The 25,537-nt window shown below is 60.4% G+C and carries 26 protein-coding genes and 1 pseudogene; 14 read left to right on the forward strand and 13 right to left on the reverse strand.

Annotated elements, in window-relative coordinates; translation table 11 throughout:
- Positions 1-45: 45 nt before the first annotated feature.
- A complete protein-coding gene (locus tag CCGE525_RS12420) occupies positions 46-663 on the forward strand; it encodes a TetR/AcrR family transcriptional regulator (RefSeq protein WP_120704526.1) in 618 nt (205 codons plus the stop codon).
- A gap of 55 nt (positions 664-718) precedes the next feature.
- Positions 719-1,933 carry an MFS transporter gene (locus CCGE525_RS12425; protein WP_120704527.1) on the forward strand — a complete coding sequence of 405 codons (1,215 nt, stop codon included), beginning with the start codon at positions 719-721 and terminating at the stop codon, positions 1,931-1,933.
- Between the two features lie 64 nt (positions 1,934-1,997).
- Here the strand turns inward: CCGE525_RS12425 and CCGE525_RS12430 are convergent, their stop codons facing one another.
- Positions 1,998-2,414, reverse strand: coding sequence for a winged helix-turn-helix transcriptional regulator (locus tag CCGE525_RS12430; RefSeq protein ID WP_120704528.1), 417 nt, complete (start codon positions 2,412-2,414; stop codon positions 1,998-2,000).
- A 142-nt stretch (positions 2,415-2,556) separates the two neighbouring features.
- Between CCGE525_RS12430 and CCGE525_RS12435 the strand changes: the two genes are divergently transcribed.
- The gene (locus CCGE525_RS12435; RefSeq protein ID WP_120704529.1) at positions 2,557-3,444 is read left to right on the forward strand and encodes an SDR family oxidoreductase; all 888 of its coding nucleotides are present in this window, start codon (positions 2,557-2,559) and stop codon (positions 3,442-3,444) included.
- Between the two features lie 244 nt (positions 3,445-3,688).
- Here the strand turns inward: CCGE525_RS12435 and CCGE525_RS12440 are convergent, their stop codons facing one another.
- Positions 3,689-4,441 (reverse strand): pyridoxine 5'-phosphate synthase, encoded by a 753-nt coding sequence (locus tag CCGE525_RS12440; RefSeq protein WP_120704530.1) that lies wholly within the window; start codon positions 4,439-4,441, stop codon positions 3,689-3,691.
- Positions 4,442-4,877: 436 nt separating this feature from the next.
- On the opposite strand from CCGE525_RS12440, the pseudogene CCGE525_RS12445 reads away from it, so the two are divergent.
- Positions 4,878-5,363 (forward strand): annotated as a pseudogene (locus CCGE525_RS12445) (MerR family transcriptional regulator); the annotation flags it as partial.
- An 84-nt stretch (positions 5,364-5,447) separates the two neighbouring features.
- Here the strand turns inward: CCGE525_RS12445 and CCGE525_RS12450 are convergent.
- On the reverse strand, positions 5,448-6,575 hold the full coding sequence (locus CCGE525_RS12450; RefSeq protein WP_120706388.1) for an ATP-dependent DNA helicase: 1,128 nt from the start codon (positions 6,573-6,575) through the stop codon (positions 5,448-5,450).
- A 153-nt stretch (positions 6,576-6,728) separates the two neighbouring features.
- On the opposite strand from CCGE525_RS12450, the gene CCGE525_RS12455 reads away from it, so the two are divergent.
- From CCGE525_RS12455 to CCGE525_RS12465, 3 genes are read left to right on the forward strand one after another with little or no spacing between them, the layout of a single operon-like run.
- Positions 6,729-7,109, forward strand: a complete 381-nt coding sequence (locus CCGE525_RS12455) for a COG4315 family predicted lipoprotein (protein WP_120704532.1) — start codon at positions 6,729-6,731, stop codon at positions 7,107-7,109.
- On the forward strand, positions 7,093-7,647 hold the full coding sequence (locus tag CCGE525_RS12460; RefSeq protein ID WP_120704533.1) for an RNA polymerase sigma factor: 555 nt from the start codon (positions 7,093-7,095) through the stop codon (positions 7,645-7,647). The genes CCGE525_RS12455 and CCGE525_RS12460 overlap by 17 nt, the downstream gene beginning before the upstream one ends.
- Positions 7,644-8,441 carry an anti-sigma factor family protein gene (locus tag CCGE525_RS12465; RefSeq protein ID WP_120704534.1) on the forward strand — a complete coding sequence of 266 codons (798 nt, stop codon included), beginning with the start codon at positions 7,644-7,646 and terminating at the stop codon, positions 8,439-8,441. The genes CCGE525_RS12460 and CCGE525_RS12465 overlap by 4 nt, the downstream gene beginning before the upstream one ends.
- Before the next feature lie 5 nt (positions 8,442-8,446).
- Here the strand turns inward: CCGE525_RS12465 and CCGE525_RS12470 are convergent, their stop codons facing one another.
- From CCGE525_RS12470 to nthA, 3 genes are read right to left on the reverse strand one after another with little or no spacing between them, the layout of a single operon-like run.
- Positions 8,447-8,803, reverse strand: a complete 357-nt coding sequence (locus CCGE525_RS12470) for a nitrile hydratase accessory protein (protein ID WP_120704535.1) — start codon at positions 8,801-8,803, stop codon at positions 8,447-8,449.
- 1 nt (position 8,804) lies between these two features.
- Positions 8,805-9,464: a nitrile hydratase subunit beta gene (nthB, locus tag CCGE525_RS12475; protein WP_120704536.1), complete on the reverse strand. Its 660-nt coding sequence runs from the start codon at positions 9,462-9,464 to the stop codon at positions 8,805-8,807.
- A complete protein-coding gene (nthA, locus tag CCGE525_RS12480) occupies positions 9,461-10,090 on the reverse strand; it encodes a nitrile hydratase subunit alpha (RefSeq protein ID WP_120704537.1) in 630 nt (209 codons plus the stop codon). The genes nthB and nthA overlap by 4 nt, the downstream gene beginning before the upstream one ends.
- Positions 10,091-10,227: 137 nt before the next feature.
- Between nthA and CCGE525_RS12485 the strand changes: the two genes are divergently transcribed.
- Both CCGE525_RS12485 and CCGE525_RS12490 read left to right on the forward strand, forming a co-directional pair.
- Positions 10,228-11,517 carry an SDR family oxidoreductase gene (locus CCGE525_RS12485; protein ID WP_120704538.1) on the forward strand — a complete coding sequence of 430 codons (1,290 nt, stop codon included), beginning with the start codon at positions 10,228-10,230 and terminating at the stop codon, positions 11,515-11,517.
- Positions 11,517-11,996 carry a DUF2269 family protein gene (locus CCGE525_RS12490; protein ID WP_120704539.1) on the forward strand — a complete coding sequence of 160 codons (480 nt, stop codon included), beginning with the start codon at positions 11,517-11,519 and terminating at the stop codon, positions 11,994-11,996. Before CCGE525_RS12485 ends, CCGE525_RS12490 begins: the two co-directional genes overlap by 1 nt.
- Here CCGE525_RS12490 and CCGE525_RS12495 read toward each other — a convergent pair.
- A complete protein-coding gene (locus tag CCGE525_RS12495) occupies positions 11,988-12,581 on the reverse strand; it encodes a LysE family translocator (protein WP_120704540.1) in 594 nt (197 codons plus the stop codon). The genes CCGE525_RS12490 and CCGE525_RS12495 overlap by 9 nt on opposite strands.
- 207 nt (positions 12,582-12,788) lie before the next feature.
- On the opposite strand from CCGE525_RS12495, the gene CCGE525_RS12500 reads away from it, so the two are divergent.
- Positions 12,789-13,634 (forward strand): aldo/keto reductase, encoded by an 846-nt coding sequence (locus CCGE525_RS12500; RefSeq protein WP_120704541.1) that lies wholly within the window; start codon positions 12,789-12,791, stop codon positions 13,632-13,634.
- On the opposite strand, the gene CCGE525_RS12505 is transcribed toward CCGE525_RS12500, so the two are convergent.
- The 3 genes from CCGE525_RS12505 to CCGE525_RS12515 all read right to left on the reverse strand — a co-directional run bounded on the left by CCGE525_RS12505 (position 13,631) and on the right by CCGE525_RS12515 (position 17,352).
- Complete coding sequence (locus CCGE525_RS12505) at positions 13,631-14,605, reverse strand: capsular polysaccharide export protein, LipB/KpsS family (protein WP_120704542.1); 975 nt, start codon at positions 14,603-14,605, stop codon at positions 13,631-13,633. The genes CCGE525_RS12500 and CCGE525_RS12505 overlap by 4 nt on opposite strands.
- Positions 14,606-14,868: 263 nt before the next feature.
- Entirely contained in the window at positions 14,869-15,441 is a 573-nt protein-coding gene (ilvN, locus tag CCGE525_RS12510) for an acetolactate synthase small subunit (RefSeq protein ID WP_120704543.1), read from the reverse strand.
- A gap of 117 nt (positions 15,442-15,558) precedes the next feature.
- Positions 15,559-17,352 (reverse strand): acetolactate synthase 3 large subunit, encoded by a 1,794-nt coding sequence (locus CCGE525_RS12515; RefSeq protein WP_120704544.1) that lies wholly within the window; start codon positions 17,350-17,352, stop codon positions 15,559-15,561.
- Between the two features lie 327 nt (positions 17,353-17,679).
- Here CCGE525_RS12515 and CCGE525_RS12520 point away from each other — a divergent pair, with 327 nt between their 5' ends.
- On the forward strand, positions 17,680-19,722 hold the full coding sequence (locus tag CCGE525_RS12520; protein WP_120704545.1) for an ATP-binding protein: 2,043 nt from the start codon (positions 17,680-17,682) through the stop codon (positions 19,720-19,722).
- Between the two features lie 6 nt (positions 19,723-19,728).
- Here the strand turns inward: CCGE525_RS12520 and miaA are convergent, their stop codons facing one another.
- Positions 19,729-20,625 (reverse strand): tRNA (adenosine(37)-N6)-dimethylallyltransferase MiaA, encoded by an 897-nt coding sequence (gene miaA / locus CCGE525_RS12525; RefSeq protein ID WP_120704546.1) that lies wholly within the window; start codon positions 20,623-20,625, stop codon positions 19,729-19,731.
- On the opposite strand from miaA, the gene serB reads away from it, so the two are divergent.
- The 3 genes from serB to CCGE525_RS12540 are packed head-to-tail and all read left to right on the forward strand — an operon-like array spanning position 20,624 to position 22,692.
- A complete protein-coding gene (gene serB, locus CCGE525_RS12530) occupies positions 20,624-21,514 on the forward strand; it encodes a phosphoserine phosphatase SerB (RefSeq protein WP_120704547.1) in 891 nt (296 codons plus the stop codon). The two genes, miaA and serB, sit on opposite strands and share 2 nt — an antisense overlap.
- A gap of 36 nt (positions 21,515-21,550) precedes the next feature.
- On the forward strand, positions 21,551-22,117 hold the full coding sequence (locus CCGE525_RS12535) for a GNAT family N-acetyltransferase (RefSeq protein ID WP_120704548.1): 567 nt from the start codon (positions 21,551-21,553) through the stop codon (positions 22,115-22,117).
- On the forward strand, positions 22,114-22,692 hold the full coding sequence (locus CCGE525_RS12540; protein WP_120704549.1) for a GNAT family N-acetyltransferase: 579 nt from the start codon (positions 22,114-22,116) through the stop codon (positions 22,690-22,692). Before CCGE525_RS12535 ends, CCGE525_RS12540 begins: the two co-directional genes overlap by 4 nt.
- Before the next feature lie 6 nt (positions 22,693-22,698).
- Here CCGE525_RS12540 and CCGE525_RS12545 read toward each other — a convergent pair whose 3' ends face one another.
- Together CCGE525_RS12545 and tnpA are read right to left on the reverse strand one after the other, a co-directional pair.
- Positions 22,699-24,789, reverse strand: a complete 2,091-nt coding sequence (locus CCGE525_RS12545; protein WP_245472010.1) for a DegQ family serine endoprotease — start codon at positions 24,787-24,789, stop codon at positions 22,699-22,701.
- 215 nt (positions 24,790-25,004) lie between these two features.
- Complete coding sequence (gene tnpA, locus CCGE525_RS12550) at positions 25,005-25,439, reverse strand: IS200/IS605 family transposase (protein WP_120663694.1); 435 nt, start codon at positions 25,437-25,439, stop codon at positions 25,005-25,007.
- Positions 25,440-25,537 lie beyond the last annotated feature (98 nt).

Here is a 25,537-nt window from a genome sequence, read left to right on the forward strand (position 1 = left end):
AAAATTCCGCTTGATTTGGAAACGATCATTTCCTAAACAAGCAGCATGACGATAGACACACTGGATATTTCCCCGAAGCTTCGCGGTCGCCCGCGGGAATTCGATATGGACGCAGCGCTCGACGAGGCGTTGCGGGTCTTTTCCGAGCGCGGCTATTATGCCGCTTCGATCACTGAACTGACCGAGGCCATGGGGCTGACCGCTGGTAGCGTCTATAAGGCGTTCAAAGATAAGCGCGGCGTGTTCCTTGCCGCCTTTGATCGCTACCGGGATGTGCGATGCAGGCTCAGGGACGAACGCCTTGCCGCCGCGGCCAACGCTTTCGAAAAGCTGCGCACATTCCTGATCATCTTTGCAGAATCGTCCAGCGACGAGATTGGTCGCCAGGGTTGCCTTGTTGTCGGCAGTGCTACCGAGCTCGCTCTCTTTGACGCGGAAGTCGCCGGCCGCATTGCCTTCGCCTTCGACGTCGACGAGCAGTTGCTCATCGATCTGATCCGCCTCGGACAGGAGGATGGCTCGGTATCGGACAGGCTCGATGTGGAAGGCACAGCTCGCACGCTGCTCTGCCTTACGAAAGGCATGCGCGTGATCGGAAAGACCGGCCGCAAAACCGAACATATGCTTGCCGTCGCCGAGGCGGCCATGAAACTACTGAACTAATTTTTCACGAGAATTTTGGGGGATCGCCTCCCCTGCACGCATCAAGGATCAAGACATGCCCGCAACCGTTGCCGCCAGACGGGAGAGCACTCCGCTCCCCGAAAAGACCATTTCGCCGCTGATGACCTTCATGTTCGCCGCCGCTTGCGGGCTGGTGGCTGCCAATCTCTATTATGGCCAGCCGCTGGCCGGCCCGATCAGCCAGGCGCTCGGCTTCACGCCGGCGGCAACCGGTCTGATCGTCACTCTGACTCAGATCGGCTACGGTCTTGGCCTGCTGCTGATCGTTCCGCTCGGCGATCTCCTGGAAAACCGCAGGTTGGTGCTGACGCTGATCGGCCTTTCGGCCGTGGCGCTCATAGGCGCAGCTTTCGCCTGGTCACCATCGCTTTTCCTGCTTGCCTCGCTCTGTATCGGCATTGCTTCCGTTGCAGTACAAGTGCTGGTGCCGTTTGCTGCCCATATGGCGCCGGATGCTAGCCGCGGCGCGGTTGTCGGCAATGTCATGAGCGGCCTGCTTTGCGGCATCATGCTGGCCAGGCCAGCGGCGAGCTTCCTGTCGGAGCTTTCCTCCTGGCATATGGTCTACATCCTCTCCGCCGGTGTCATGGTCGGGCTTGCCGTTATCCTCCGCGCCGTCCTGCCGACCCGCATTCCTCACACCAAGCTGCATTATGGCCAACTGCTTTCGTCAATGGGCCATCTCGCACTGCGCACGCCGGTGCTACAGCGCCGTGCCCTCTATCAGGCCTGCATGTTCGGCGCCTTCAGCCTGTTTTGGACGACGACGCCGTTGCTGCTCGCAAGCCCGGCTTTCGGCCTGACGCAGAACGGCATTGCCCTCTTCGCGCTGGCTGGTGCGGCAGGCGCGGTGGCTTCGCCGATTGCCGGCCGTGTCGCCGATCGCGGCTGGACGAAGCTTGCCACCGCTTTCGCCATGGGACTCGCCATCCTCGCTCTCCTCATCGGCCATGCCTCCGGCAGCGGCTCGCTGCTGGCGCTCGCGACATTGACACTCTCCGGCATCCTGCTCGATTTCGGCGTGCAGACCAATCTCGTGCTCGGCCAGCGCGCCATCTTTGCGCTGAGCGCTGAACATCGCAGCCGTCTGAACGGTCTCTACATGGCGACATTCTTCGCCGGCGGCGCGCTCGGCTCGGCAATTGGCGGCTGGGCCTATGCCACCGGCGGCTGGAATCTCGCCTCATGGATCGGCGTCTGCTTCCCGGTCGTAGCGCTGCTCGTCTTCTTGACCGAGCGGCAGAAGTGATCAGGACGGCTGCGGACAACACTCCGCAGCCAGTCGCATTTGCTGAAACCGACCGAAGCTATGCTCAGTTCTGCGATTGATCGAAACGAGCGCGCGCGGCGCGCACGGCGTCGTGGTTGGCCTCAGCCCAGTTCAAAAGCTGTGCCAGCGGTCCATAGAGCGAACGGCCCAGATCGGTCATTCGATATTCGACACTTGGCGGTTTGGTCGGAAACACCTCGCGGTCGATATAACCGTCGCGCTGGAGGTCGCGCAGCGTCTGAGTCAACATGCGCTGGGAAATATCTGGCACCATGCGCCGGAGCTCGCCAAAACGATAAGGGCGCTGCACCAGCGCTTCCAGTAGCAACACTGACCACTTACCGCCGATCTGTGAGATCAGGTCCCGCACTGGGCAATTCGTGAAATCGAGTTTGCTGATATCGACGACGCGCGTCGGAGCCTCTGTACTGCGCAGATTGACGACCGTGCGGGTGCTCATATCGGGTCGGTTCCCTTTTGGTAACGTAGAGCCAAAAAACTGCCTCCTTTACAGGCCGAAGTCAATTCCTATTCTAGTGTTAGTCTCTTTTTGAGAGCAACAAACCTCTGCAAACCCGCGGCGGTAAAACAAGGATAAAAACATGAGCAGCACCCTTCTCGTCACCGGCGCCGCGGGCCAACTCGGCCAACGCGTCATTCATCACTTGCTGGAGACATACAAGGTCGCGCCCGGCCGCATCATTGCTGCCACCCGCAACCCGGAGAAGCTGGCAGGCCTCGCCGCCAAAGGTGTCGTGACCCGCAAGGCCGATTTCGATGATGTCGCCACCCTGCCCACAGCTTTCGCCGGCGTCGATCGCCTGCTGATCATCAGTACCGACGCGCTTGCCGTCCCCGGTCTGCGCCTGAAGCAGCACACCGCTGCCGTCGAGGCTGCCAGGCAGGCCGGCGTCAAGCATATCCTCTACACCTCGATGCCAGCCCCGGATAATTCCGTGGTCACCTTCGCACCTGATCATCTCGGCACGGAAAACGCCATCAAGGCAAGCGGCATCGGCTATACAATTCTGCGCGACGCTTGGTATTTCGACAACTATCTGATGGGTCTGCCGCACAGCCTCGAGGTCGGTAAGTGGTACACCGCGACCGGTGGCGGCCGTATCAGCAACATCAGCCGCGAAGATTGCGCTCTTGCCATTGCTGCCGCTCTGGCTTCCGACACGACGGAAAACGCCACCTACACGCTGACGGGTTCGACCGCCGTCACCATCGAGGACGTCGCGAGCGTCGTCAGCAGGATCACCGGTCGTCCGCTGGACGTCGTGCAGGTCAATGACGAACAGTTTGCGGCTGGCCTCACCGGCGCTGGCCTGCCGAAATTCGTCGTCGACATGCTCGTTTCCGCTGACGCCAACACCCGCGCCGGCAATTTCAGCATCCTCACGAATGACTTCAACAAGCTGACCGGCAAGGAGCCGCAAACGCTGCGTAGCTTCGTCGAGGAACACAAGGCCGCGTTGGTGGGCTAGGTTTACGGGATGGTCAGGCTGGCCGCTATTGCGGCACTTCTGCGCCTGGCCACCCCAGCCCTCTCCTCGCATGCGGGGAGAGGAAGTTTTCATGCGCTATGCGCAGGTCCTAACCGGGTGTCGGCCAACCACCTTTTGCTCCGTCGTCCCTTCTCCCCGCAACGCGGGGAGAAGGCTAGGATGAGGGGCCAGGCACGACAGCGCGCCAACGGCGTCCTCGCCTGACCAGCCCAAAACCTGCCCCTTAAACCACCTGCCCGCATGCCCTGCAGAAGCGCCGAACCGTTTCGGCCATGCCGTATTCCAGCGCATCGGCAGTCAGCCCGTGACCGATCGATGCTTCGGCAAGCTTCGGAATGCGCTTGAGGAGCGGCGGAAGGTTGGCGACCGTCAGGTCGTGACCGGCATTCACGGCCAGTCCGTTGGCGAACGCGGCATCGGCCGTCTTGCCCAAAGCCTCCAGAATGACCGCGGCGCGTTCCGGCGCATCGTAGCAGCCACCATAGGGACCAGTGTAAAGCTCGATGCGATCGGCGCCCACATCCTTGGCGATCTTCACGGCATCGGCATCGCCGTCGCCATCGGCAAACAGCGAAACGCGGCAGCCGATCTTTTTGTATTGGGCGACGACGTCGACCAGCAGCTCGCGGTTCTTGCGGAAATCCCAGCCGTGATCCGAGGTCGCCTGCGACGGATCGTCGGGCACCAACGTCACCTGCTCCGGCTCGACGCTGGCGCAAAGATCGAAGAACTCATCGGTCGGATAGCCCTCGATATTGAACTCCGCCTCCGGAAACTCATCATCGATCAGCGCCCGGATATCGGGCAGATCAGAGAAGCGGACGTGCCGCTGATCGGGCCTCGGATGCACCGTCAAGCCGCTGGCACCGGCGGCAAGAGCGATCCGTCCGAGCCCGGTTACACTTGGCCAGGGAAGGTCGCGCCGGTTACGCAGCATGGCGATGGCGTTGAGGTTCACGGAGAGCTTGGCGGGCATGATCGAAATCCATGATTTTTAAAGAGGATAATACCCTCCGTTTTATGCGATTGCACGCCGCAAGACCAACGAGATTCGAACATCGACTCATGCAAAAGATTGATGGTCTTCCCCTCTTTTAACGCCCCATCCCACCGACGATACGCCCTTCGGGCAACTTATAATTTCGCCGAAACCGGTTAGCGTCGTTGTATCGGGCGCCGATTACGGTCATCCCCGGGGGAACGAGGGAGCTCAAGCTCACCCACAGTAAATTTGTCCTTATGAAACCTAAGAATTTTCATCGGCGACATCTGCGTTTGTTGGTCGCGTCATTTGTGAAAACGAGTTGGGCGTAGCAGCGGCCTCCTCCGTCAACCGAACAAAAGAATAAACACTCAATCACGGCGTGGGGCGCCGGGACAAAAAGGGGATGGACAGAATTATGGAGGGACTCATGTCTGACGGTTCCAAACGTCCGTTTGCTGCCGCCAATCTCGTATCGGAGGCGCACGCCAAGTACCGGTTCCTGCCGGAGTCAGCACTTCCTTCCAACCTACCGGAAGGGGCGGTCGCCATTGCGGATATGGCCAGCGCTTTCGGCGTCACCCACAGGACACTGCATTTCTACGAGGAAAAGCGGCTGATCTCGGCGGATCGCCATGGGCTGATGCGAATCTACGGCACCGACGATGTGCTGCGGATGGCCGTCATCACCGTTTGTCGCGAAACCGGCATGTCGATCGCCGTCATCCAGGACGTCATGGAAAAGCTCGATGATGCGGAAACGCCTAACCACACCGAGATCATTTTCCGCGCAGCCCTCAACCACCGCAAACGCGAACTCATCGCTGAAATGTCGGCCTTGAACCGGCAGATGCAGAAAGTTGCCGATCTCCTCGACTATGCCAATACCGCGGAGCCCCCGGATACCCACGGCAATGATCTTTGATCTCGACAAGCACACCGCCGATTGCACGGCGTACCGTCCATCCCCATCGACGACGCAAAGATAAAGAAGGCGGCTTTAGCGGACAATCGTCAGCCTCTCGGCGGCGCGCGTGATCGCCGTGTAGAGCCAGCGCTCGCGCGTATCGCGGAACGCCCAGCTTTCATCGAACAGCACCACATTGTTCCACTGCGAACCCTGCGCCTTATGCACGGTCAGCGCATAGCCGTAATCGAATTCGTCGTAGCGCTTGCGTGTCGACCAGGGGATTTCGCCTTCGACGTCCTCGAAAGCCTGCTTCAGCAGTTTGATCTTCGCAGCACCCCGATCCATGTCGTCGTCCTCCGGCCGCACAAGCAGATTGATGCCGGGCTTGGTCGTTTCCCTGGAAGACGTCATCACCTGCCAGAGCGATCCGTTGAGCAAGCCCTTGGCGGGATCGTTGCGCAGGCAGACCAGCTTGTCGCCGGATTGCGGATATTCAGCCGTAAAACCCTTGAGCTCGCGCAGACGCTGATTGTAACGCCGGCGGGTGCGGTTGGTGCCGACCAGCACCTGATCGGCCTCCAGCACCAGTGGCTGCGTGACCTCGTTCTTCGAAATCACCTGCGCCGTGCCGTAATCGCCGTGCATGATCTCCTTGCCCTCGCGCACGTGCATCGCGAGCTGAATGATCGGATTGTCTCGTGCCTGGCGATGAATGTCCGTCAGCAGATAGTCCGGCTCCTCATTGGTGAAGAAACCGCCGCCCGAGACCGGCGGCAACTGACCGGGGTCACCGAGCACGAGGATCGGCGTACCGAAGCTCATCAGATCCTTGCCGAGCGCTTCATCCACCATCGAACATTCGTCGACGATGATCAGCGCCGCCTTGGCGACAGGGCTCTGCCTATTAATGGTGAACATCGGCGCAATCGATGTCTTACCGGTCTCCTCGTCCTCAACGGCCTCCTCACCGCGCGGACGATAGATCAGCGAATGGATTGTCTTGGCGTTGCTGGCGCCTCGCGAGCGCAGCACCTGCGCCGCCTTGCCTGTGAAGGCGGCAAACAGCACATCACCGTCGACATGCTCCGCAAAATGCCGCGCAAGCGTCGTCTTGCCCGTCCCGGCATAGCCGAACAGGCGGAACAGCGGCGAGCGTCCCTCTCTCAACCAGTTGGCAACGGCCTTGAGCGCTTCGTCTTGTTGCGGCGCGAATTGCATGGGGCCGACTTGGCAGGATTCGGCCGGCAGAAGCAAGCAGTAAAAAAACGTGATTTATCGGGAATAAAATCGAGGCATTTCGTGTCTCATGTCCGGCAACGCAAAAACGTGGGGCCTGGACCATTCGTGTCCACCATTCCGAGGAGAAAAATCATGAAAGCCGCGAAATTCTTGCCAATCCTGATCATGGCATCGGCTGCTGCGACATCGGCCTTTGCCGCCGCCCCGATAAAGACCGCCGAAAGCGCCAAGGGCAAGGTTCTCACCGGCGAGAACGGCATGACGCTCTACACCTTCAAGAACGACAAGAAAGATGTCTCCAATTGCAATGACGATTGCGCGAAGGCTTGGCCGCCGCTGATGGCCGATAGCAATGCCAAGGCGGAAGGCGCATATTCGATCATCACCCGCAAAGACGGGAAGAAGCAGTGGGCGAAGGACGGCATGCCGCTCTATTTCTTTGTCAAGGATGCCAAGGCCGGCGATGTTGCCGGCGACGGCTTTAAGGGCGTGTGGGATGCCGCACGGCCCTGATCGGACCAACCAGGACGCGGGGGGAACCTCCGCCGCGTCCGACAGCTTCGAGGCCGAGGTGCTGGCGCTCCTTCCCTCGCTGAGGCGCTATTCGCGCAGCCTCACGCGTTCCGACGCCGATGGCGAAGACCTTCTTCACGATTGCGTGGAAAAGGTGCTGGCACGGCGCAGCCAGTGGCGCGGACTGAACCTGCGTGGCTGGGTGCTGACCATCATGACCAATCTCTACCGAAACGGTCGGCGCCAGCAAGGCGGCCGCCACTTCGTCGATCTGGACGACAGCATCGATCTACCGGCAGCGGAGGCCAACAGCGATCCTTTGGAACGCTCCCAATTGGAAGCGGCACTGAACAGTCTTGGGGAGGACTACCGCGCTGTACTGATGTTGGTCGTGGTCGAAGGCTACAGCTATCAGGATGTCGCTACCACGCTGGATATCCCTGTCGGCACCGTGATGTCGCGCCTGTCGCGAGCGCGCCGGAAAATGACCAGCCTGATGAATGCCGATAATGTCATTACGCTTCGGAGACCAAAATGAATGAACGTAACCCGACCGTGACCGAAGCGGATCTCCACGCCTTTGCAGACGGGCTGCTGCCGCCGGACGAGCGCGTCCGGGTGGAGGCCTGGCTCGCCGAGAATCCCGAACAAGCGGAGATGATCGCCGCCTGGCAAGCGCAAAACGCCGGCATCAAGGCACTGTTTGCGCCATACGAAACCTCGAATGAAGGCGACCGCGAACTGGTATTGCCCATATCTACGTCTGCTCCGGCGGCAACGCCACGTCGGCTTCGCTGGCTGTCGACGGCCGCGGCCTCTGTGGCTATCTTTCTGGTCGGCGCTGCCGTCGGCCATTTCGGCCCGCCGCTTTTGACGCCGCCCGATCTTCGCCTGACCGGCATCGAAGCCCTGCCGCGACAGGCGCAATCGGCCTTCGTCGTCTACGCCAGCGACGTCCGCCACCCCGTCGAGGTCGGCGCGGACCAGGAGGGGCATCTCGCAACCTGGCTCGGCAAGCGCATGAATGTCGCCGATCTAAAGGTGCCGAGCTTGCAGACGCTCGGTTTCCATCTCGTCGGCGGCCGGCTGCTACCGATCAACGGCACACCTGGGGCACTCTTCATGTATGAGAATGCGGCCGGCCAACGCCTGACGGTGCTCGTCGGCAGCAACAAGGAAAACACCACGACGAGCTTCCGTTTCGCCAGCACCGGTTCGGTCGAGACCTTCTACTGGATCGACGGCCGCCTGGGCTATGCCGTCACCGGCGAAATCTCACGCGACATGCTGAGGCAGGTGGCAGACGAATGCTACAAGCAGTTTTCGTCCTAACCCCCTCAGCGTTCCGGATCGTTCTCCAGCAAGATCGGCTTGCCGTGCGGCGTCGCTTCCGCCGCGCGCTGCCAGCTTCTTTGCACGTCGAGGATCGCACCGGCATCGGCGATGCCGCGGCTGATCAGCAGGCCGGACAATGCCGCCACCCAGCAGTCAAAATAATCGCTGCCGTCTTCAGCCCGGCCGGGCCTGTGCAATTCGACAGAAAGCTGCTCCGCCCATTCGCCCCAGCTGAACAAGCCCTTCTCGTGCAAATGCACAGTCATGGCGAAAGCCTCCGCCGCCCAAGGTTCGGGGAAGACCGGTTCGCCATCGGCGGATCTTGGCAGTTGCGGCGATTGCGCCAGCGGCGATACCATCTCAGACGCGCTCAAGATAGCTCTCCCAGGCATCGATAGAGACGGTCAGCGCCGAATCGGCGCCCTCGCCCCAGATCTCCGGTGCGCCGAAGACGACCGTATAGATCCATTGCGGGTTCTCGCCCTTGCCATGGGCATTGTCGTCCGGGAAGACGAACGAGCCCTGCACGGCTTCCACCACGCCCGTCTTGGCTCGCGCGTAGCGTGGCAGACGGGTATGTCCGGTCGGATTGATATTCTTCGTGCGCACCCAATCGCCGACGGCAAAAAGCGGCGCAGCATCGACCGGCCGATCACAGGGGCCGCCCTTGGCGAGAGCGCCGGCAACCATATCGGCCTTCAGGACCCGCTTCGGCACGGATCCTTGCTGTAGCGAATGGCCGGATCGCAGCTCCTCGTCCGTCGCAAAACCATGCCGTTCCAGCAGCATCTCGAGCCCGCGCGTCCAGATCTCATAGTAGCTGGCGGCAAGGTAGTCGGCCGGGGCGATGTTTTCGCGCGCATGCCGGCTCTCATCGATGCTCCAGGCGCCGAACGCGCCGCAGGAGAGCGTGATGCCGAGCGCCCGCTTTTCCCATTCTGCATGAAAGACCGGTTCGTTCGGTTCCGGCGCCACCGGCCCAAAGCCCATCTGCCCGCCGAGATCGTGCGGCCCATTCATATCGCCTCCTCCGGAGCCCTGGCGATCGCGGTGCCGATCATAGCGTCACGGCTGACGAGATCGGCAAGAGCCGTCTCATTCATGCCTTCCGTGCCAACCGGACGTTCTGGGATGACGAGATAGCGCAGCTCCGCCGTCGAATCCCAGACGCGAATCTTCTTCTCCTCAGGCAGCGTCAGGCCGAACTCGGCTAGCACGCCGCGTGGATCGATGACGGCACGGGAACGATAGGCCGGCGCCTTGTACCAGACCGGCGGCAGGCCGAGCACCGACCAAGGATAGCAGGAGCAGAGCGTGCAAACGATCAGATTATGCGTCTCCGGCGTATTGAATACCGCCCGCATATGTTCGCCTTGCCGCCCGGTGAAGCCGAGGCTGGCAATCGCCGCAGTCGCATCACGCTTCAACCATTCGGCAAATTCCGGATCGCTCCAGGCTTTCGCCACCACTTGCGCGCCGTTGCGCGGCCCGACTTTCGTCTCATAAGTCTCGACAATGACATCGATCGCCGCCGGATCGATCAGGCCCTTTTCCGTCAGCAGCGTTTCCAGCGCTTTCACGCGAGCCTGCATATCGGAATAGTGGTTGTCTGGATCATGGTGATGATGGTCGTCATGATCGTCCATAATGTATCTCCCCGCCGGACAAGCCTCAAATCTAAGCTTTTGCCATATTGCAGCCAAGTGCCTTCTTCAACGGTTGCAACCCGATCAGATGCTGCAACCCCCTGCCATTCTTAGCGCTTTTGGGTAGTCTGCCCAGCATGAAGATTTTGATTCTCGGCGCAACTGGTTTCATTGGCTCTGTGATCGCGGCGCGACTATGCAAAGACGGGCACATGGTCACCGGCCTTGCCCGCAATCCTGATCGGGTGCGCGTAAAACACCTTTCGATTCACTGGATCAAAGCGGATCTAGCCGAAATGACCCATCCATCAAACTGGGATGCGGTGCTAAGCGGCTATCAGATCGTCATCAACTGTGCTGGTGCCCTTCAAGACGGACTTTCCGACGATCTTGCCGCAATACAGGAAAAAGCGATGCTGGCGCTCTATGCCGCAGCCGCGCAGTCGGCAATCGAGTTCGTCGTGCAGATTTCCGCGCGCACGAAAGGTGCGGGCCAAGATCAGCCGTTCCTGGCAACAAAGCGTCATGCTGACAAGGCACTGGTGGCAAGCGGTCTCAACCATATCATCCTGAGGCCGGCGCTCGTCCTTGGCCGCAACGCGCATGGCGGTACGGCATTGTTGCGTGCGCTCGCCGCCTTACCTTATCTCCTGCCTCTCATCCATGCGCAAAGCCCTGTCGAAACTGTCTCGGTCGATGATGTCGCTTCGATCGTTTCGGCGGCAGTTGCCGGCGAACTCCAATCCGGCACCGACATCGATCTTGCCGCGAGCGAGATACTGACACTCCGGGAACTGGTGATACTTCATCGAAGTTGGCTCGGCCTCCCGCCGGCGCGGGTCGTGCCGATGCCGGCCGGCTTGGCAAAGCCGGTGACATGGGCCGCGGATATCGCCGGCAGGCTCGGATGGCGTTCGCCGCTCCGGTCGACTGCGATGGCCGTGATGTCCGAAGGCGTTCTCAGCCGAAGGGATGCGCAATACCTCCGAGGCGAATGCTTGGCAACGGCCGTCGAAACGCTGGGTGCCAACCCTTCCGGTGTTCAGGATCTGTGGTTTGCCCGCCTCTACTTGTTAAAGCCCTTGATGATCGGCGGGCTGGCGCTCTTCTGGATGCTGTCGGGCATCATCCCGATGCTGGCTCCAATGGCCGCAAGCCGGCACTTCCTGCCTTTTATGTCCGGCGGTATGGCAATGGCTTTGACCCTGACCACCTGTTTCCTTGACATAGCCCTTGGCGCCTTCGTTGTTGTGCGGCCTTTTGCGCGGTCGGCATTGTTCGGAATGCTCGCAGTCACCCTCGCTTATCTTGTCGGTGGCACGTTGCTCGAACCATCGCTTTGGCTCGATCCTCTCGGGCCGCTCGTCAAAGTGCTGCCGTCGATGCTGTTGACACTTGCCGCGCTCGCGGTGTTGGAGGAACGCTGATGCTAACAGAGGAGTTTCTTCGCCTCGTTCATGTTATCGGCGCCACGGTGCTTTTCGGTACCGGCGCAGGCATCGCTTTCTTCATGGTCATGGCGCATCGCACGGGTGATCCCAAGCTGATCGCACATGTTGCCGGCACGGTCGTCATCGCCGATACGATCTTTACGGCAACGGCCGTCATCCTACAGCCGGTCACCGGCTATCTGCTCGCACGATCGATCGGCTGGTCGCTTGATGAAGGATGGATCGCTCTGTCCTTGCTGCTCTATGTGTTGACCGGTGTTTTCTGGCTGCCGGTCGTCTGGATACAACTCCGCCTGCGCGATCTCGCCCGCATAGCATCCGAGACCGAAGCGCCGCTGCCGGCAGCCTACCACCATCTCTATCGCATCTGGTTTGCTTGCGGATTCCCCGCTTTTTTCGCGGTGATCGGCATCCTCTGGCTGATGCTCAACAAGCCATCCATACCGCTATTTTAACATCGGCCAGAGGCTGAGCACCAGCAGAACGGCCATGGTGATGTTGAACCATTTGAGGCGAACGGGATCGGAAAGCCAGTCGCGCAGGGCCGAGCCGAAGCCCGCCCAGGTCGAAACGCTGGGAATGTTGACCGCCGCAAAGGCAAGGCCGACCAACAGCACGCTGACCAGATACAGCTGCGGATTGGTGTAGGTCGCCATGGCGGTGACCGCCATGACCCAGGCCTTGGGATTGACCCATTGAAAGGCCGCAGCGCTCAGGAAACTCATCGGCTCCACGCCGCTTTCTTTCTCGCTGAGACTGCGGGAGGTGGCGATCTTCCAGGCGATCCAGACAAGATAGGCCCCACCAGCGAACTTCAGCGCAGTGTAGAGCAGCGGCACAGTATGCAGCAGCGCGCCAAGCCCTAGGCCGACGCCGAGCAACAACGACAGAAAACCGGCGCCAATGCCGAACATATGCGGGATCGTGCGGCGGAAACCGAAATTCACGCCAGATGCGAACAGCATCATATTGTTAGGCCCCGGCGTGATCGATGTCGTGAACGCAAATAATAATAGAGCCAGGAATGTATTCAGCGCCATAAAATCTCTCCGGACGCCGTTCTTTGAGAGAACGCAGGCGTCTATTCCTCGTGACGCGCATCTCTTGAAGCGGCACCGGTGTAACACAACCCTAATTCGCCTTAGATTTTAGTGCCATAACATGATTGTCACGGTGACATGAAAGGCGTCGATTGAAATCGCCATGAATGCACTTATCCTTCGCCTCTCCAGCAGCGAGGACAGGCCATGCACGACCCCATTCCGACCGTCACTCTTCCCTCCGGCATCACGGTTCCCGCGCTCGGCCAAGGTACATGGAACATGGGCGAAAAGGCCACCCGCGCCAAGGAAGAGATCGCCAGCCTGAAGGCCGGGCTCGATCTCGGCATGACGCTGATTGACACCGCCGAAATGTACGGTGAAGGCGGTGCGGAGGAAATCGTCGGCAAGGCGATCGCGGGACGGCGCGACGAGGTGTTCCTCGTCAGCAAGGTCTATCCTCATAACGCAAGCAGCAAGGGCGCGATCGAGGCCTGCGACCGCAGCCTGAAACGGCTGAAAATCGACTGCATCGACCTCTATCTGCTGCACTGGCGCGGAGAATATCCGCTGGCGGAAACGGTGGCTGCCTTCGAAGCCCTGAAAGCCGCAGGCAAGATCGGCGCTTGGGGTGTTTCGAATTTCGATCTGGACGACATGGAGGAACTGCTCGCCGTTCCCGACGGGGGAAAGGTGGCCGCCAACCAGGTGCTTTACAATCTCGGCCGGCGCGGCATCGAATATGATTTGCTGCCTTGGTGCCAGGAACGCAATATCCCGATCATGGCCTATTCGCCGATCGAGCAGGGCCAGCTGGCGCATCATCCGGAGCTGATCCACATCGCCAAGACCTATCAGGCAACGCCGGCGCAGGTGGCGCTTGCCTTTCTGCTGGAACGCGATGGCGTGATCGCTATTCCTAAGACCTCCAATCTGCAACGTGTCGCTGAAAATCGCGACGCCGTCTCACTCGACATCACCGATGAGGATTGGGCCACCCTCGATGCCGCATTTCCACCGCCCGCTCGAGAAAAGCCGCTGGAGATGCTCTAACTGCGGGTCTCCGCGCGCTGCTGCGCAACGATAAGTTCGATCGCTCGGAAGATATCGATTTGCCGCCAGCCCGCCGGATCGCGATAGGTCGGATAAAGCGACAAGGCAGCGGCCGCAATTTGATCGACAGTCCGCCGCTTCGTTCGACGCCCGGCGAGCGAGGCCTTTGCATAGACACCGAATTGATCTTCCGTCACACCCCAGCCGGCATAGAAAGGCGCAGCATAACAACGGACAGGAATGCCGCGCAGCAGTGCATCGAAGCCGAACTGGCTGGAGACGGTCCAGACCTCATCCACGACATCAAGAACCGATGCTACTGATATCGCATCGTTGAGGAATATGACGTCGCTCTTACCGGCAATTTCCTTGGTCAAATATCCCTTCCGGTGGCCGGCCATGACATCCGGATGTGTCCGGATCACACATTGCGCGCCGCTCGCCAACGCGTCGCTTAGCATCCGCTCAAACGAGGCGTGCGAGCCGAGCGCCTTGCCGACGGAGACATCACCGACAACCTGATCGACCAGCAGGATGCGGCGCTTCGTCGTCCGCTCGATCACGGGCGCCCTATGCGGCAGGTGATTGTACTTGGAGAGCCGATTGCGCACGATCTGTTCGCGGATGGCCTTGCCCAGATCTCCGGCATCCTCCGCGCCGGCGATCAGGCGTTCGAGGCGCGAGGGCCGGCTTGCATCCACGGGCAGGCCCAGATCGTCGACCACGATGGAAAGAGGGACGGCGCCGGCCTTCCCGAGGCCGACCGAACGCAGAAAACCGTCTTCGAGATTCCAGCGCGGCAATCCACGCAACCGCGAGATCGCCGCAGCCGTCTTTGCGGGCATGCGGCCACCCCAGGAAAGCACGCCGCCGATGCCGGGCGACAGCGTAGATGCAATCTTCTGCCCGCCGAAATGTTGGCCAAGCCAGGGAAAGGCATTGCGAACATAAAACGTAGCGCCGAGACGCATTCCTGCGGGAGGATGCCAGCTCTTCCCGCCGATATCAGTCGCAGCCTCTCCGGTCGAAAACCCCAATTTGCCACCCTGCGTGAAACGGGGTGCGCCCTGCGCGTTCCCCGAGAGCGCCGTGCGTTCATTTGAACGCACAAAGGTCGCTCTAGTCTTTTGAATCTAGAGCATCTTATCCGCTTCAGGTGGCTCCACCTGAAGCGGGATGCTCTAGCGCCGCGAACCTACGCGAGGCCCGAAAACCGGTCAACGGAGGAGGTTCGTCACATCCCCTGCGGGCCGCGGTTCATCGCGGCGATGCCGGTGCGGCAGACTTCGATCAGGCCGAGCGGCTTGATGATGGCGATGAACTGATCGATCTTCGATGACTTCCCGGTGATCTCGAGAATGAAATGCTCGACGGTCGCATCGACCACTTTGGCATGGAAGGCATCGGCCAGCCGCAGTGTTTCGGCGCGGGTCTCGCCGCTTCCGGCAACCTTCAGCAGCGCCACTTCGCGCTCGATCGGCCGCTCCTGGCCGAGATCGCGGGCGCGCACCGTCAGGTCGACGACGCGATGAACCGGCACGATGCGCTCAAGCTGCGCCTTGATCTGCTCCAACACCTGCGGCGTGCCGCGCGTGACGATCGTAATGCGCGAGAGATGCGCCTGATGCTCAGTCTCGGAAACGGTCAGACTTTCGATATTATAGCCCCGACCTGAAAAGAGGCCGATGACGCGGGCGAGAACGCCGGGCTCGTTGTCGACCAGCACCGAAAGCGTATGGCTCTCGGCTGCTGCGGTTTCCGGCGAAATGAAATAGGCGGAGCCCGTGGGTTGAAGGTGTGCGGTCATTGTCCTTGTTCCGTTTCCTCGGTTCTTATGCTCAGGATGCCAGCGCGATCCTGATTTGAATGGTGATTGGTCCAGCGGCCCGGGACACGGCAAGCCTACCGTGTCCCGGCGTCCCGATCAAACGAGCTGCCGGCCCTTGGCGTCGATGGCGTTGGCGACGGCTTCGTCGGTGGCTTCGTCCGGCAGCAGCATCTCGTTATGCGCCTTGCCCGAGGGGATCATCGGGAAGCAGTTGGCGAGATTGGCAACGCGGCAATCGAAAATGACGGGCTTCTTCACGTCGATCATTTCCTGGATCGCGGCATCGAGATTGCCAGGCTTTTCACAACGCAGGCCGACGGCGCCATAGGCTTCCGCCAGCTTGACGAAATCAGGCATTGCCTCGGTATAGGAGTGCGACAGGCGGTTGCCGTGCAGCAACTGCTGCCATTGGCGCACCATGCCCATATATTGGTTATTCAGGATGAAAATCTTGATCGGCGCATTGTGCTGGATCGCCGCCGACATTTCCTGAATGCACATCTGGATCGAGGCATCGCCGGCAATGTCGATGACCAGGCTTTCCGGATGGGCGATCTGTACGCCGAGAGCAGCCGGCAGGCCGTAACCCATGGTGCCGAGGCCGCCCGAGGTCATCCAGCGGTTCGGTTGCTCGAAGCCGTAGAACTGCGCCGCCCACATCTGGTGCTGACCGACTTCGGTGGTGATGTAGGTGTCGCGGTCCTTGGTCAGCTCGTAGAGACGCTGGATCGCATATTGCGGCATGATGACATCGTCATGCGGCCTGTAGGCGAAGGAATTGCGTGCACGCCAATGGGCGATATTCGTCCACCAATCGCCAAGACGATCCGCCGCCGGCTTGTGCGGCAGGGCCCGCCACAGGCGAACCATGTCTTCGAGAACATTGCCGACATCACCGAGGATGCCGATATCGACGTGAACGTTCTTGTTGATAGAGGACGGATCGATGTCGATGTGGATCTTCTTCGAATTCGGCGAAAAAGCATTCAGGCGGCCGGTAATGCGATCGTCGAAGCGCGCGCCGATGCAGACCATGACGTCGCAATCATGCATGGCCATATTGGCTTCGTAGGAACCGTGCATGCCGAGCATGCCGAGCCAGTTCTTGCCGGATGCGGGATAGGCGCCGAGACCCATCAGCGTCGAGGTGATCGGGAAGCTCGTCAGCTCGACGAGCTCACGCAGCAGTTTCGAGGCTTCCGGACCGGAGTTGACGACGCCGCCACCGGAATAGATGATCGGCCGCTGCGCGCTGGCCATCAGTTCGATAGCCTGTTTGATCCTGTTGAGATCACCCTGAACCTTCGGCTGGTAGCTCTTCTGGACATCGTGCGCTTCCGGCGGCGTATAGGTGCCGGTGGCGAACTGAACATCCTTCGGAATATCGACGACGACGGGACCCGGACGACCAGACTGGGCGATGCGGAAGGCCTCATGAATGACCGCGGCAAGTTTGTTGACGTCCTTGACCAGCCAATTGTGTTTGGTGCAGGGCCGCGTGATGCCGACCGTATCGCATTCCTGGAATGCGTCCGAGCCGATCAGCGTCGTCGGAACCTGGCCGCTCAAGCAGACCAGCGGGATCGAATCCATCAGCGCATCCTGCAGCGGCGTAACGGCATTGGTTGCGCCCGGACCGGAGGTGACCAGCATGACGCCGACCTTGCCGGTCGAGCGGGCGTAGCCTTCCGCCGCATGGCCGGCGCCCTGTTCGTGGCGCACGAGGATGTGCTGGATGTCGTCCTGCTGGAAAATTTCGTCATAGATCGGCAAAACCGCGCCGCCCGGATAACCGAAAATGTGCTCGACGCCATTGTCCCTGAGCGCCTGCAGCACGATCTCCGCGCCTGTCATCTGATTGCTGCTCGCCTGATTGTCTGTGCCGGTCATACGTTTGTTCCGCTATCTGCTGAGGGTTTGGAAAGATGAAATCTCGATTTCGGGCATAAAAAAAGGCTCCCTGGGAGCCTGTCGTCTAGCGCATGGGTGGCTATCGCCGGATGGTTACACCATCCTGCCCATGCGCCGTCCCACCACGATAAGAACCATCGATTTTTTCATGGGGCGAAGTGATAGACAGAAAATTTTAAAGCGTCAACGCATTCCGCAATAAAAAATCGCGGCCTTTCTCGATCCTCTTAAAATGTTGAGGGTCTCGAAAGGGTTTTGTTAAGGCGCCCTCCCTATGCTCCACCTCCTAACGCTGGGAGTAGCCGTTTGCTCAACAATGATTTGCAGACGTCCAGCAAAGCTGGGGACCTTGATCGTCGTGACAATCTGAAGCCGGGAAATCGCTTCCTCGGCCGCGTTGTTGCGTGCGGCGGTTCCCGGGCAACCATCGCTGCGGTCGCCGAGGACGGCGGCACCGATCTGACGGAGCTTTGGTCCGTCGGCAAATTGATCTCGATCAGCGTCGGCACCAATCGCGTTGCCGCCCTCGTCTACGCCATGAACACAGGCAACACCGGCTGGGGCGAAGGGCAGGACAATCTTTTCCGCATCGAGGTGGAATTGCTGGGCGAAGTCCGCGTCGGACCAAACGGCCGCGAGGAATTTTCGAGCGGCATCTCCACCTATCCCTATCTGGGCGCCATCGCTCACCGCATCCGCGCCACCGACCTGATGCGCATTTTCGATGCGGGCAAGGACAGTAGCTGCGTCATCGGCAAGCTGACGCAGGATGAGAGCATCGACGCCGCCATTCATATCCCTTCGATGCTGGCGAAGCATTTCGCCGTGGTCGGCTCCACCGGCGTCGGCAAATCCACCGCCGTCTCGTTGCTACTGCACAAGGCGATCGTCTCCGATCCCAAGCTGCGCGTGCTGATCCTCGATCCGCATAATGAGTTCGCCGCCGCCTTTCCCAAACATTCAGTCGTCGTCGATACCGATACGCTCGACCTGCCCTTCTGGTTGATGCGCCTCGACGAATTCGCCGAAGTCATCTTCCGCGGTCGGACGCCGATCCCCGACGAACTGGACATGCTACGCGACATTATTCCCGAGGCGAAACGGGCTTTTCGCGGCAGCGACTCGCCGCTGATGCGCCGCCAGACGGAAAAGAGCTCGGTGACTGCAGATACGCCGGTTCCCTACCGCATGGCCGATCTGTTGGCCCTGATCGACGAGCGCATCGGCCGGCTCGAAGGGCGGCAGGAAAAGCCGCATCTGCGTTCGCTCAAAATGCGCGTCATCTCGGCAATCAACGATCCGCGTTATCATTTCATGTTCTCCAACAACACGATCAGCGACACGATCATGGAGACAATCGCGCAGATCTTCCGTATTCCGGGCGACGACAAACCGATCTGCACCTTCCAGCTTGCCGGCATCCCTTCCGAAGTCGTCAATTCCGTCGCCTCCGTCCTTTGTCGCATGGCCTTTGAACTGGCGCTCTGGAGCGAGGGCGCGATCCATATGCTTGTCGTCTGCGAGGAGGCGCACCGTTATATCCCCGCCGACTCGACCCTCGGCTTCTTCCCGACCCGGCAGGCGATTGCCCGAATCGCCAAGGAGGGCCGCAAATACGGCGTGTCGCTTGGCATCATCACGCAGCGTCCGGGCGAACTCGACCAGACAATCCTGTCGCAATGCTCGACGCTATTTGCCATGCGCCTTGCCAACGACCGCGACCAGGAGATCATCCGTTCGGCAATCCCGAATTCCTCGATTTCGACGACGAGCTTCCTGTCGTCGATCGGCAACGGCGAAGCCATTGCTTTCGGTGAAGCCATCGCAGTCCCCATGCGCATGCGCTTTTCCCGCGTCGAAGAACACCTGCTGCCGAAGGCCAGCGGCAGCATCGCAAGAACCAGCGAGGATTCGCCCGATACCGTTGATCTGCGCACCATCGTCAGCCGCATGCGCTCGGTCTCCGGTCCCGATATCTCCGCCTTCCAACAGAGCTACGCGGCTTTGAGCGATGCGGCGAAAGCTTTCGACGAAGATATCGGCGATGACGATATCGATCAGCCTGGCTCAATATCCGAGCCGCAACCGGCGCGAATGGACGCGCCGCCGATAGAGCCTTATCGGCCCGACATGCTGCCGCGCGCGACGGCGGCTTCAGCTTTTGGCGCAGCGCCCCAGACGTCGATCGATAGCCGGCTTGCCGAGCTGCGTCGCGAGTTCCGAGGCGGCGACGACGCAAGCAGTCAATCCCCAATGACGAAGGAGCCGTCTGCGCGGCGCGAAGCCGGCCTCTCCTTGCGCGACAGCATCCTGAAGAAACCGCTGAGCAGCCTCTACAACAAGGACTGACGCTGGCTATGGGCTGATGCGCTCCCAGCTTTCGTCCATCTGGTTGCGAAACCAGGTCATCTGCCGTTTGGCATATTGCCGCGTCGCGGCTGCACCGGTTTCGAGAACCTCCTCGCGCGTCATTTCGCCCCGCAGCATCGCGGCAATTTGCGATACTCCAATCGCCTTCATGACCGGCATCGCTTCCGGCAGTTTCAATGCCAGCAGAGCCCGCACTTCATCTTCAGCGCCCATGGCGAGCATCTTCTCGAAACGGCCGTTGATGCGCTGATGCAAAACGGCGCGATCGGGCAGCACGACGATCTTTCGCGCGCGATCGGCATCGACGATGACAGGCCCGTTCCTGCCCTGAAAAGCGGCTATGGACTGCCCCGTCGCTTCGATCACTTCGAGCGCACGCACGGTACGCTGGCCGTCCTGAGGATTGAGGCTTTCCGCCACGGCGGGATCGCGAATGACCAGGTCCCGGTGCAGTGCCTCCGCGCCCTCCGTGAGCAGCCGCCCCCGCAAACGGTTACGGATCTCCGTGGGAATATCAGGCATGTCGGAAAGTCCGCCGGTTAGAGCCTTGAAATAGAGCCCGGTTCCCCCGACAAAAACGGGCATTCGTCCTTCACTGCCCAATTGCGCCGCCAACGCTGCTGCCTCGCGCAGCCATGCGCCGGTGGAATAGGCTTGCCTCGCCGGCACATGACCGTAAAGATGATGTGGGATGCCCTGCATATCCTCTTCGGATGGCCGAGCCGTCAGCACGCGCAGCGTGTCGTAGACCTGCATGCTGTCGGCGTTGACGACCACACCGCCATGCGCGCGCGCCAATTCTACCGCAAGCCCGGACTTGCCGCTGGCGGTCGGCCCGGTTATCAGGATCGCGTCGATGTCGCTTATAGGATTTCCGATCATGGCCTTCGTTGCCACGCTTATTGCCAATCCGTCAAACCCTGTTCTCGTTCCGGCAATCGCCGAGCAAGCGGCTGATGTCGTCAAGGCGGCGGGACTCTATTGGCTGGCCGACGGCATCGCCTGCGATATTGCGCTGCGCGACGGCACCGACCTGCAGGCGGCAGAAGCCAACATTCTCGCCATCATTGCCGGCGCTCCGATCGATCTGGTCATCCAGGAAGCGGAGACACGCCGAAAGAAATTGCTGATCGCCGACATGGATTCCACGATGATCGGCCAGGAATGCATCGACGAACTGGCGGCCGAGGTCGGACTGAAGGAAAAGGTCGCCGACATCACCGCCCGCGCCATGAACGGTGAGATCTCTTTCGAGCCCGCCTTGCGCGAGCGCGTGGCGCTGTTGAAGGGCTTGCCGATCGCCGTTGTCGATGACGTCATCGCCAAACGCATCACCCTGACCCCCGGCGGGCCGGAACTGATCGCCACCATGAAAGCCAAGGGCTACTACACCGCCCTCGTCTCCGGCGGTTTCACCGTCTTTACGAGCCGCATCGCGGCCACACTGGATTTCGACGAGAACCGCGCCAACATCCTGCTGGAAGACAACGGCATCCTGACCGGCCTTGTTGCTGAACCCATTCTCGGCATGCAAGCCAAGGTCGATGCGCTCACCGACATTGCGGAAAAGCTCGGCATTTCCACCGATGACGCGATTGCCGTTGGCGATGGCGCCAACGATCTTGGCATGCTTCAACTCGCTGGCTCCGGAGTCGCCCTGCATGCCAAACCAACCGTGTCCGCTCAGGCAAAAATGCGCATCGACCATGGCGACCTGACTGCGCTGCTTTACATCCAGGGCTATCGCAAGACGGATTTCATCAGAGCGTAGTATCAACCGCAAAACGCAGACGATTGGATGTCATCGATGATCATTGCCGAAACCGAACGTCTAATCATCCGCAACTGGCGCGATGCGGATCGTGATCTGGTCTTCGAGATCAATTCCGACGATGCAGTTATGAAGTTCTTTCCCTTTCGCCGCAGTCGGGCGGAAGCGGATGCGTTTTTCGATCGGGTCCAAGCCATGATCGCCGAGACCGGGCTTGGCTTCTATGCGTTGGAACTCAGAGGCAGCGGCGAGGCGATCGGCTTTTGCGGGCTGGCGCGGACGGATCATCTGGAGCCGTTCGTACCGGCAGGCACCGTCGAAATCGGATGGCGGCTGGCGACGCGGCACTGGGGCAAGGGGCTGGTCAGCGAGGCGGCGCGAGCACTCCTTGCCTACGGTTTCGAAACGCTCGATCTTGACCAGATCGTTTCCTTCGCAGTTCATAACAATGTCAGGTCGACGTCGGTGATGGAGCGGATCGGCATGCATAGGGTGGACGGCGGGGATTTCGATCATCCGGGTGTCCCCGATACCTACCCTCACCTGCAGCGCCACGTGCTCTATCGTCTAACGGCGGCCGCGTGGCGCGCCGCCCGTCAATGACGATCATCGAGACACAGCGGCTAATCCTGCGCCCATGCGAGGAGAGCGATCGCGATCTCTTCTGTGAACTCAGTTCCGACCCTGTCGTCCTCGAATTCTTTCCTTTTAGCCGTAGCCGTGAAGACGCCGATGCCGTCTTCGACATCATCATCAGACTCATGCCGGAAAACGGTTTCGATCTTCTTGTGCTGGTGCTGAAACAGAGCGGTGAGCCGATCGGTTTCTCCGGACTTTCGAAGCCGAAGCTCGCACCGTTCCTGCCCCAAAATGCTGTCGAAATCGGCTGGCGACTTTCAGCCCGCCATTGGCGTCAGGGCTATGCGAGCGAGGCCGGTGCCGCCTTGTTGCGCCATGGTTTCGAGAGGCTGGAACTCGACGAAATCGTGTCCCTTGCCGTATACAACAACCATCGTGCTTTTGCTGTCATGCAAAGGATCGGCATGCGCCCGGATCCAGCCGGCGATTTCGATCATCCGGATATTCCCGCCACCCATCCGCAGCTAAGGCGCCATTTGCTCTATCGCCTGAGCGCCGCAGAATGGCGCCGGCAACAGATGCAAGCGGCAAAGAGTTGAAGCAGCTTACTCCAGCGCCACGGCGATGAAACGCAGATCGCCATTCGGAGAGGCGATCATCATCTGCGCATTGCGGCGGCCTTCCCGCTTCAGCGATGCAACCTTTTCCGCGGCTGCGGTCGGCGTCTGCACGAATTCCTGCGCCACTTCGACGACGACTTCACCGGGCTTCAGTCCCTTGTCCGCCGCGGCCGAACCAGGTGAGACTTGCGTGATCACCACACCGTCGACGCTATCGGCAATGCCGAAGCTCTTGCGGTTTTCGGCGTTCAGCGTCGCGAGTTTCATACCGAGCACGTCCTGGCTGGCCTGCGGCTGCGGCGCTTGCTGTTGCTGACCGTCGTCCGGTTCCTGCCCATCCGCTCCATCATCGTTACCATCTCCCTCATCGGGATTGATGACGCCGTCGCGTCCGCCATTGTTGCCGCCGTCGTTGTTATGGTCGTGGGGCGCGAGCTGCGGCGGCTTATCTTTGTCGCCGCCGCCCTTATCGCCCTGATTGCTGTCGCCGCCGCTTGCTACGGCGGCAGCCTGATCGCTATCCTCGAGTCGACCGAGCGTGACCTTGACCGTCTGCTGCTTGCCGTCGCGCATGATCACGACGTCGACTTCCTTGCCGACAGGGCTCTCGGCCACGACGCGCGGCAGGTCGCGCATCTCGTCAACGTCCTTGCCATCGAATTTCAAGATGACATCGCCGGCCTTGATCGAACCGTTATCCACCGGCCCGCCCTTGATGACGCCGGCCACCAGCGCGCCTTTGGCGCTGTCGAGGCCGAGGCTGTTGGCAACGTCGTCGGTTACCGGCTGGATGCGGACGCCGAGCCAGCCGCGACGGGTCTCGCCGAAGTCCATGAGCTGCTTGACGACACCTTCGGCCAGTTCAGAAGGCACCGCGAAGCCAATGCCGATGGAGCCGCCGCTCGGCGATATGATGGCCGTGTTAATGCCGATCACCTCGCCCTTCATATTGAAGAGCGGCCCGCCGGAATTGCCTTTGTTGATCGCCGCGTCGGTCTGGATGAAATTGTCATACGGACCGGCATTGATGTTGCGGCCACGGGCCGAGACGATGCCGACAGTCACCGAGCCGCCCAGGCCGAAGGGATTGCCGATCGCCATGACCCAGTCGCCAATTCGCATTCTGGAGGAATCGCCAAATTTCACCGCTATCAACGGATGCTTCGGCTCCACCTTGAGCACGGAAAGGTCGGTCTTGGTGTCGGTGCCGATCAACCTTGCCTTCAGCTTGGTGCCGTTCGGGAAGATCGCCTCGATATCGTCAGCACCTTCGATGACGTGATTGTTGGTGACGATATAACCGGATGGATCGATGACGAAGCCAGAGCCAAGCGAGCTGACCTTGCGGTTGCTGTTGTCGCTGTTCCGGTTCTTGAAGAAGTCGTTGAAGAACTCCTGGAATGGCGAATTGTCCGGGACCTTGGGGGTCGCCGGGCCATCGCCTTCATCCTTGACCTTTTGGGAGGTGGAAATGTTGACCACCGCGTCCAGCAAACCGGATGCGAGATCGGCAACCGAGGCCGGACCGGCATTCATTGCCGGGTTGCCTGTGACCGGCGGCAGCGTGTTGGGCACCACGGCCGGATTCTCGCTCGGCGCTGTAAGCGTGCCGCCCAGCGGAGCCTGGGCCGGATTGGTCGCTGTGGCTGGGGTCTGGCTGTTGGATGCTGCAGGCGCAGGTGTGCCTGACGCGGCATTGCCGTTGGGTGCACTCGTCGAGCTCGCTGCAGGAGCTTGACCCGTTTCGCCGGCCGCTGCAGGCGCTGTTGTTCCGGAGGTGGCGGGCGCCTGTGTCCCTGTCGCCGCTTCGCCGCTCGGCGCGGCGGTCGAGCCGGCCGCTGGCGCCGGTGTGGCGGCCGAGCCGGTCGCGGGCACGTCCGTCGCGGTATTCGAATTAGCCGGAAGTTGCGTGCCTGTCGTTGCACCGCCATTCGCCACCGGCGCGCCAGTGGCGGGCGTCTGTGCCGTCTGCGCATACGCCCGGTCGATACCGCCCAGCGTTGGACCGGCAATCAGCGCCACACTGGCCAGAAGAGCGAACGAACGTCTGAAAGGCAGGCGATTGGTCGAGGCCATCAGGCATCCTCATCGAGAAAGTAAGTCTTGTATAAGCATCAACATAAGGCGGAATGATGAAGCGCGAAATCACCTTTTTGCGAAATCCCCGCGCGTCTGGCCAGCCTTCGGGACTACATCGAAAATGACGCGAGGCATCATAAAGTCATAACCTCCACCAAAGGTGGAGGTTTGAAACGCTGCGCTTGAACCGCTAGAAGCGGTTTTGTTAGCGCTTAGTAGCTACGATTGAAGAGGTCGGCAAAGTCGGAAGCTTTGTCGGCCTTTTCCTGATTACGGATATATTGTCTGACGACCTGCTCGTTGTAGCCCGTCGTCGATACGAAATACCCGCGCGCCCAAAAGTGATAACCCTTGTAGCGGCGCTTGCGCGCATATTTGTTGGCAACGTAAAGGGCTGTCTTGCCCTTCAAAAAGCCGACAATATGCGCAACCGAGTATTTCGGCGGGATCGATATCAACATATGCACATGGTCGGGCATCAAATGACCCTCTTCGATCTGGCAGCCTTTCTGCTGTGCCAGCCGACGTAAGAGTTCTCCCAACTCACGCCGTACGTCCCCGTAGAGTCTTTTCGTTCGGTATTTGCTGCCAAAAACAACGTGATACTTGCAGTCCCACGTCGCATGCGAGAGCGTTTGCTCATCCATAGAACCTCCTTGTTCGAAGTCTGGGCCGCGCCAGCGGTTCAAGCAGGAGGTCTCTCAACTACCGTGTAGAACTCGTCCAGTCCTCCACCATAGGTGGA

It is taken from the genome of Rhizobium jaguaris, from assembly GCF_003627755.1.
Lineage (GTDB): Bacteria > Pseudomonadota > Alphaproteobacteria > Rhizobiales > Rhizobiaceae > Rhizobium > Rhizobium jaguaris.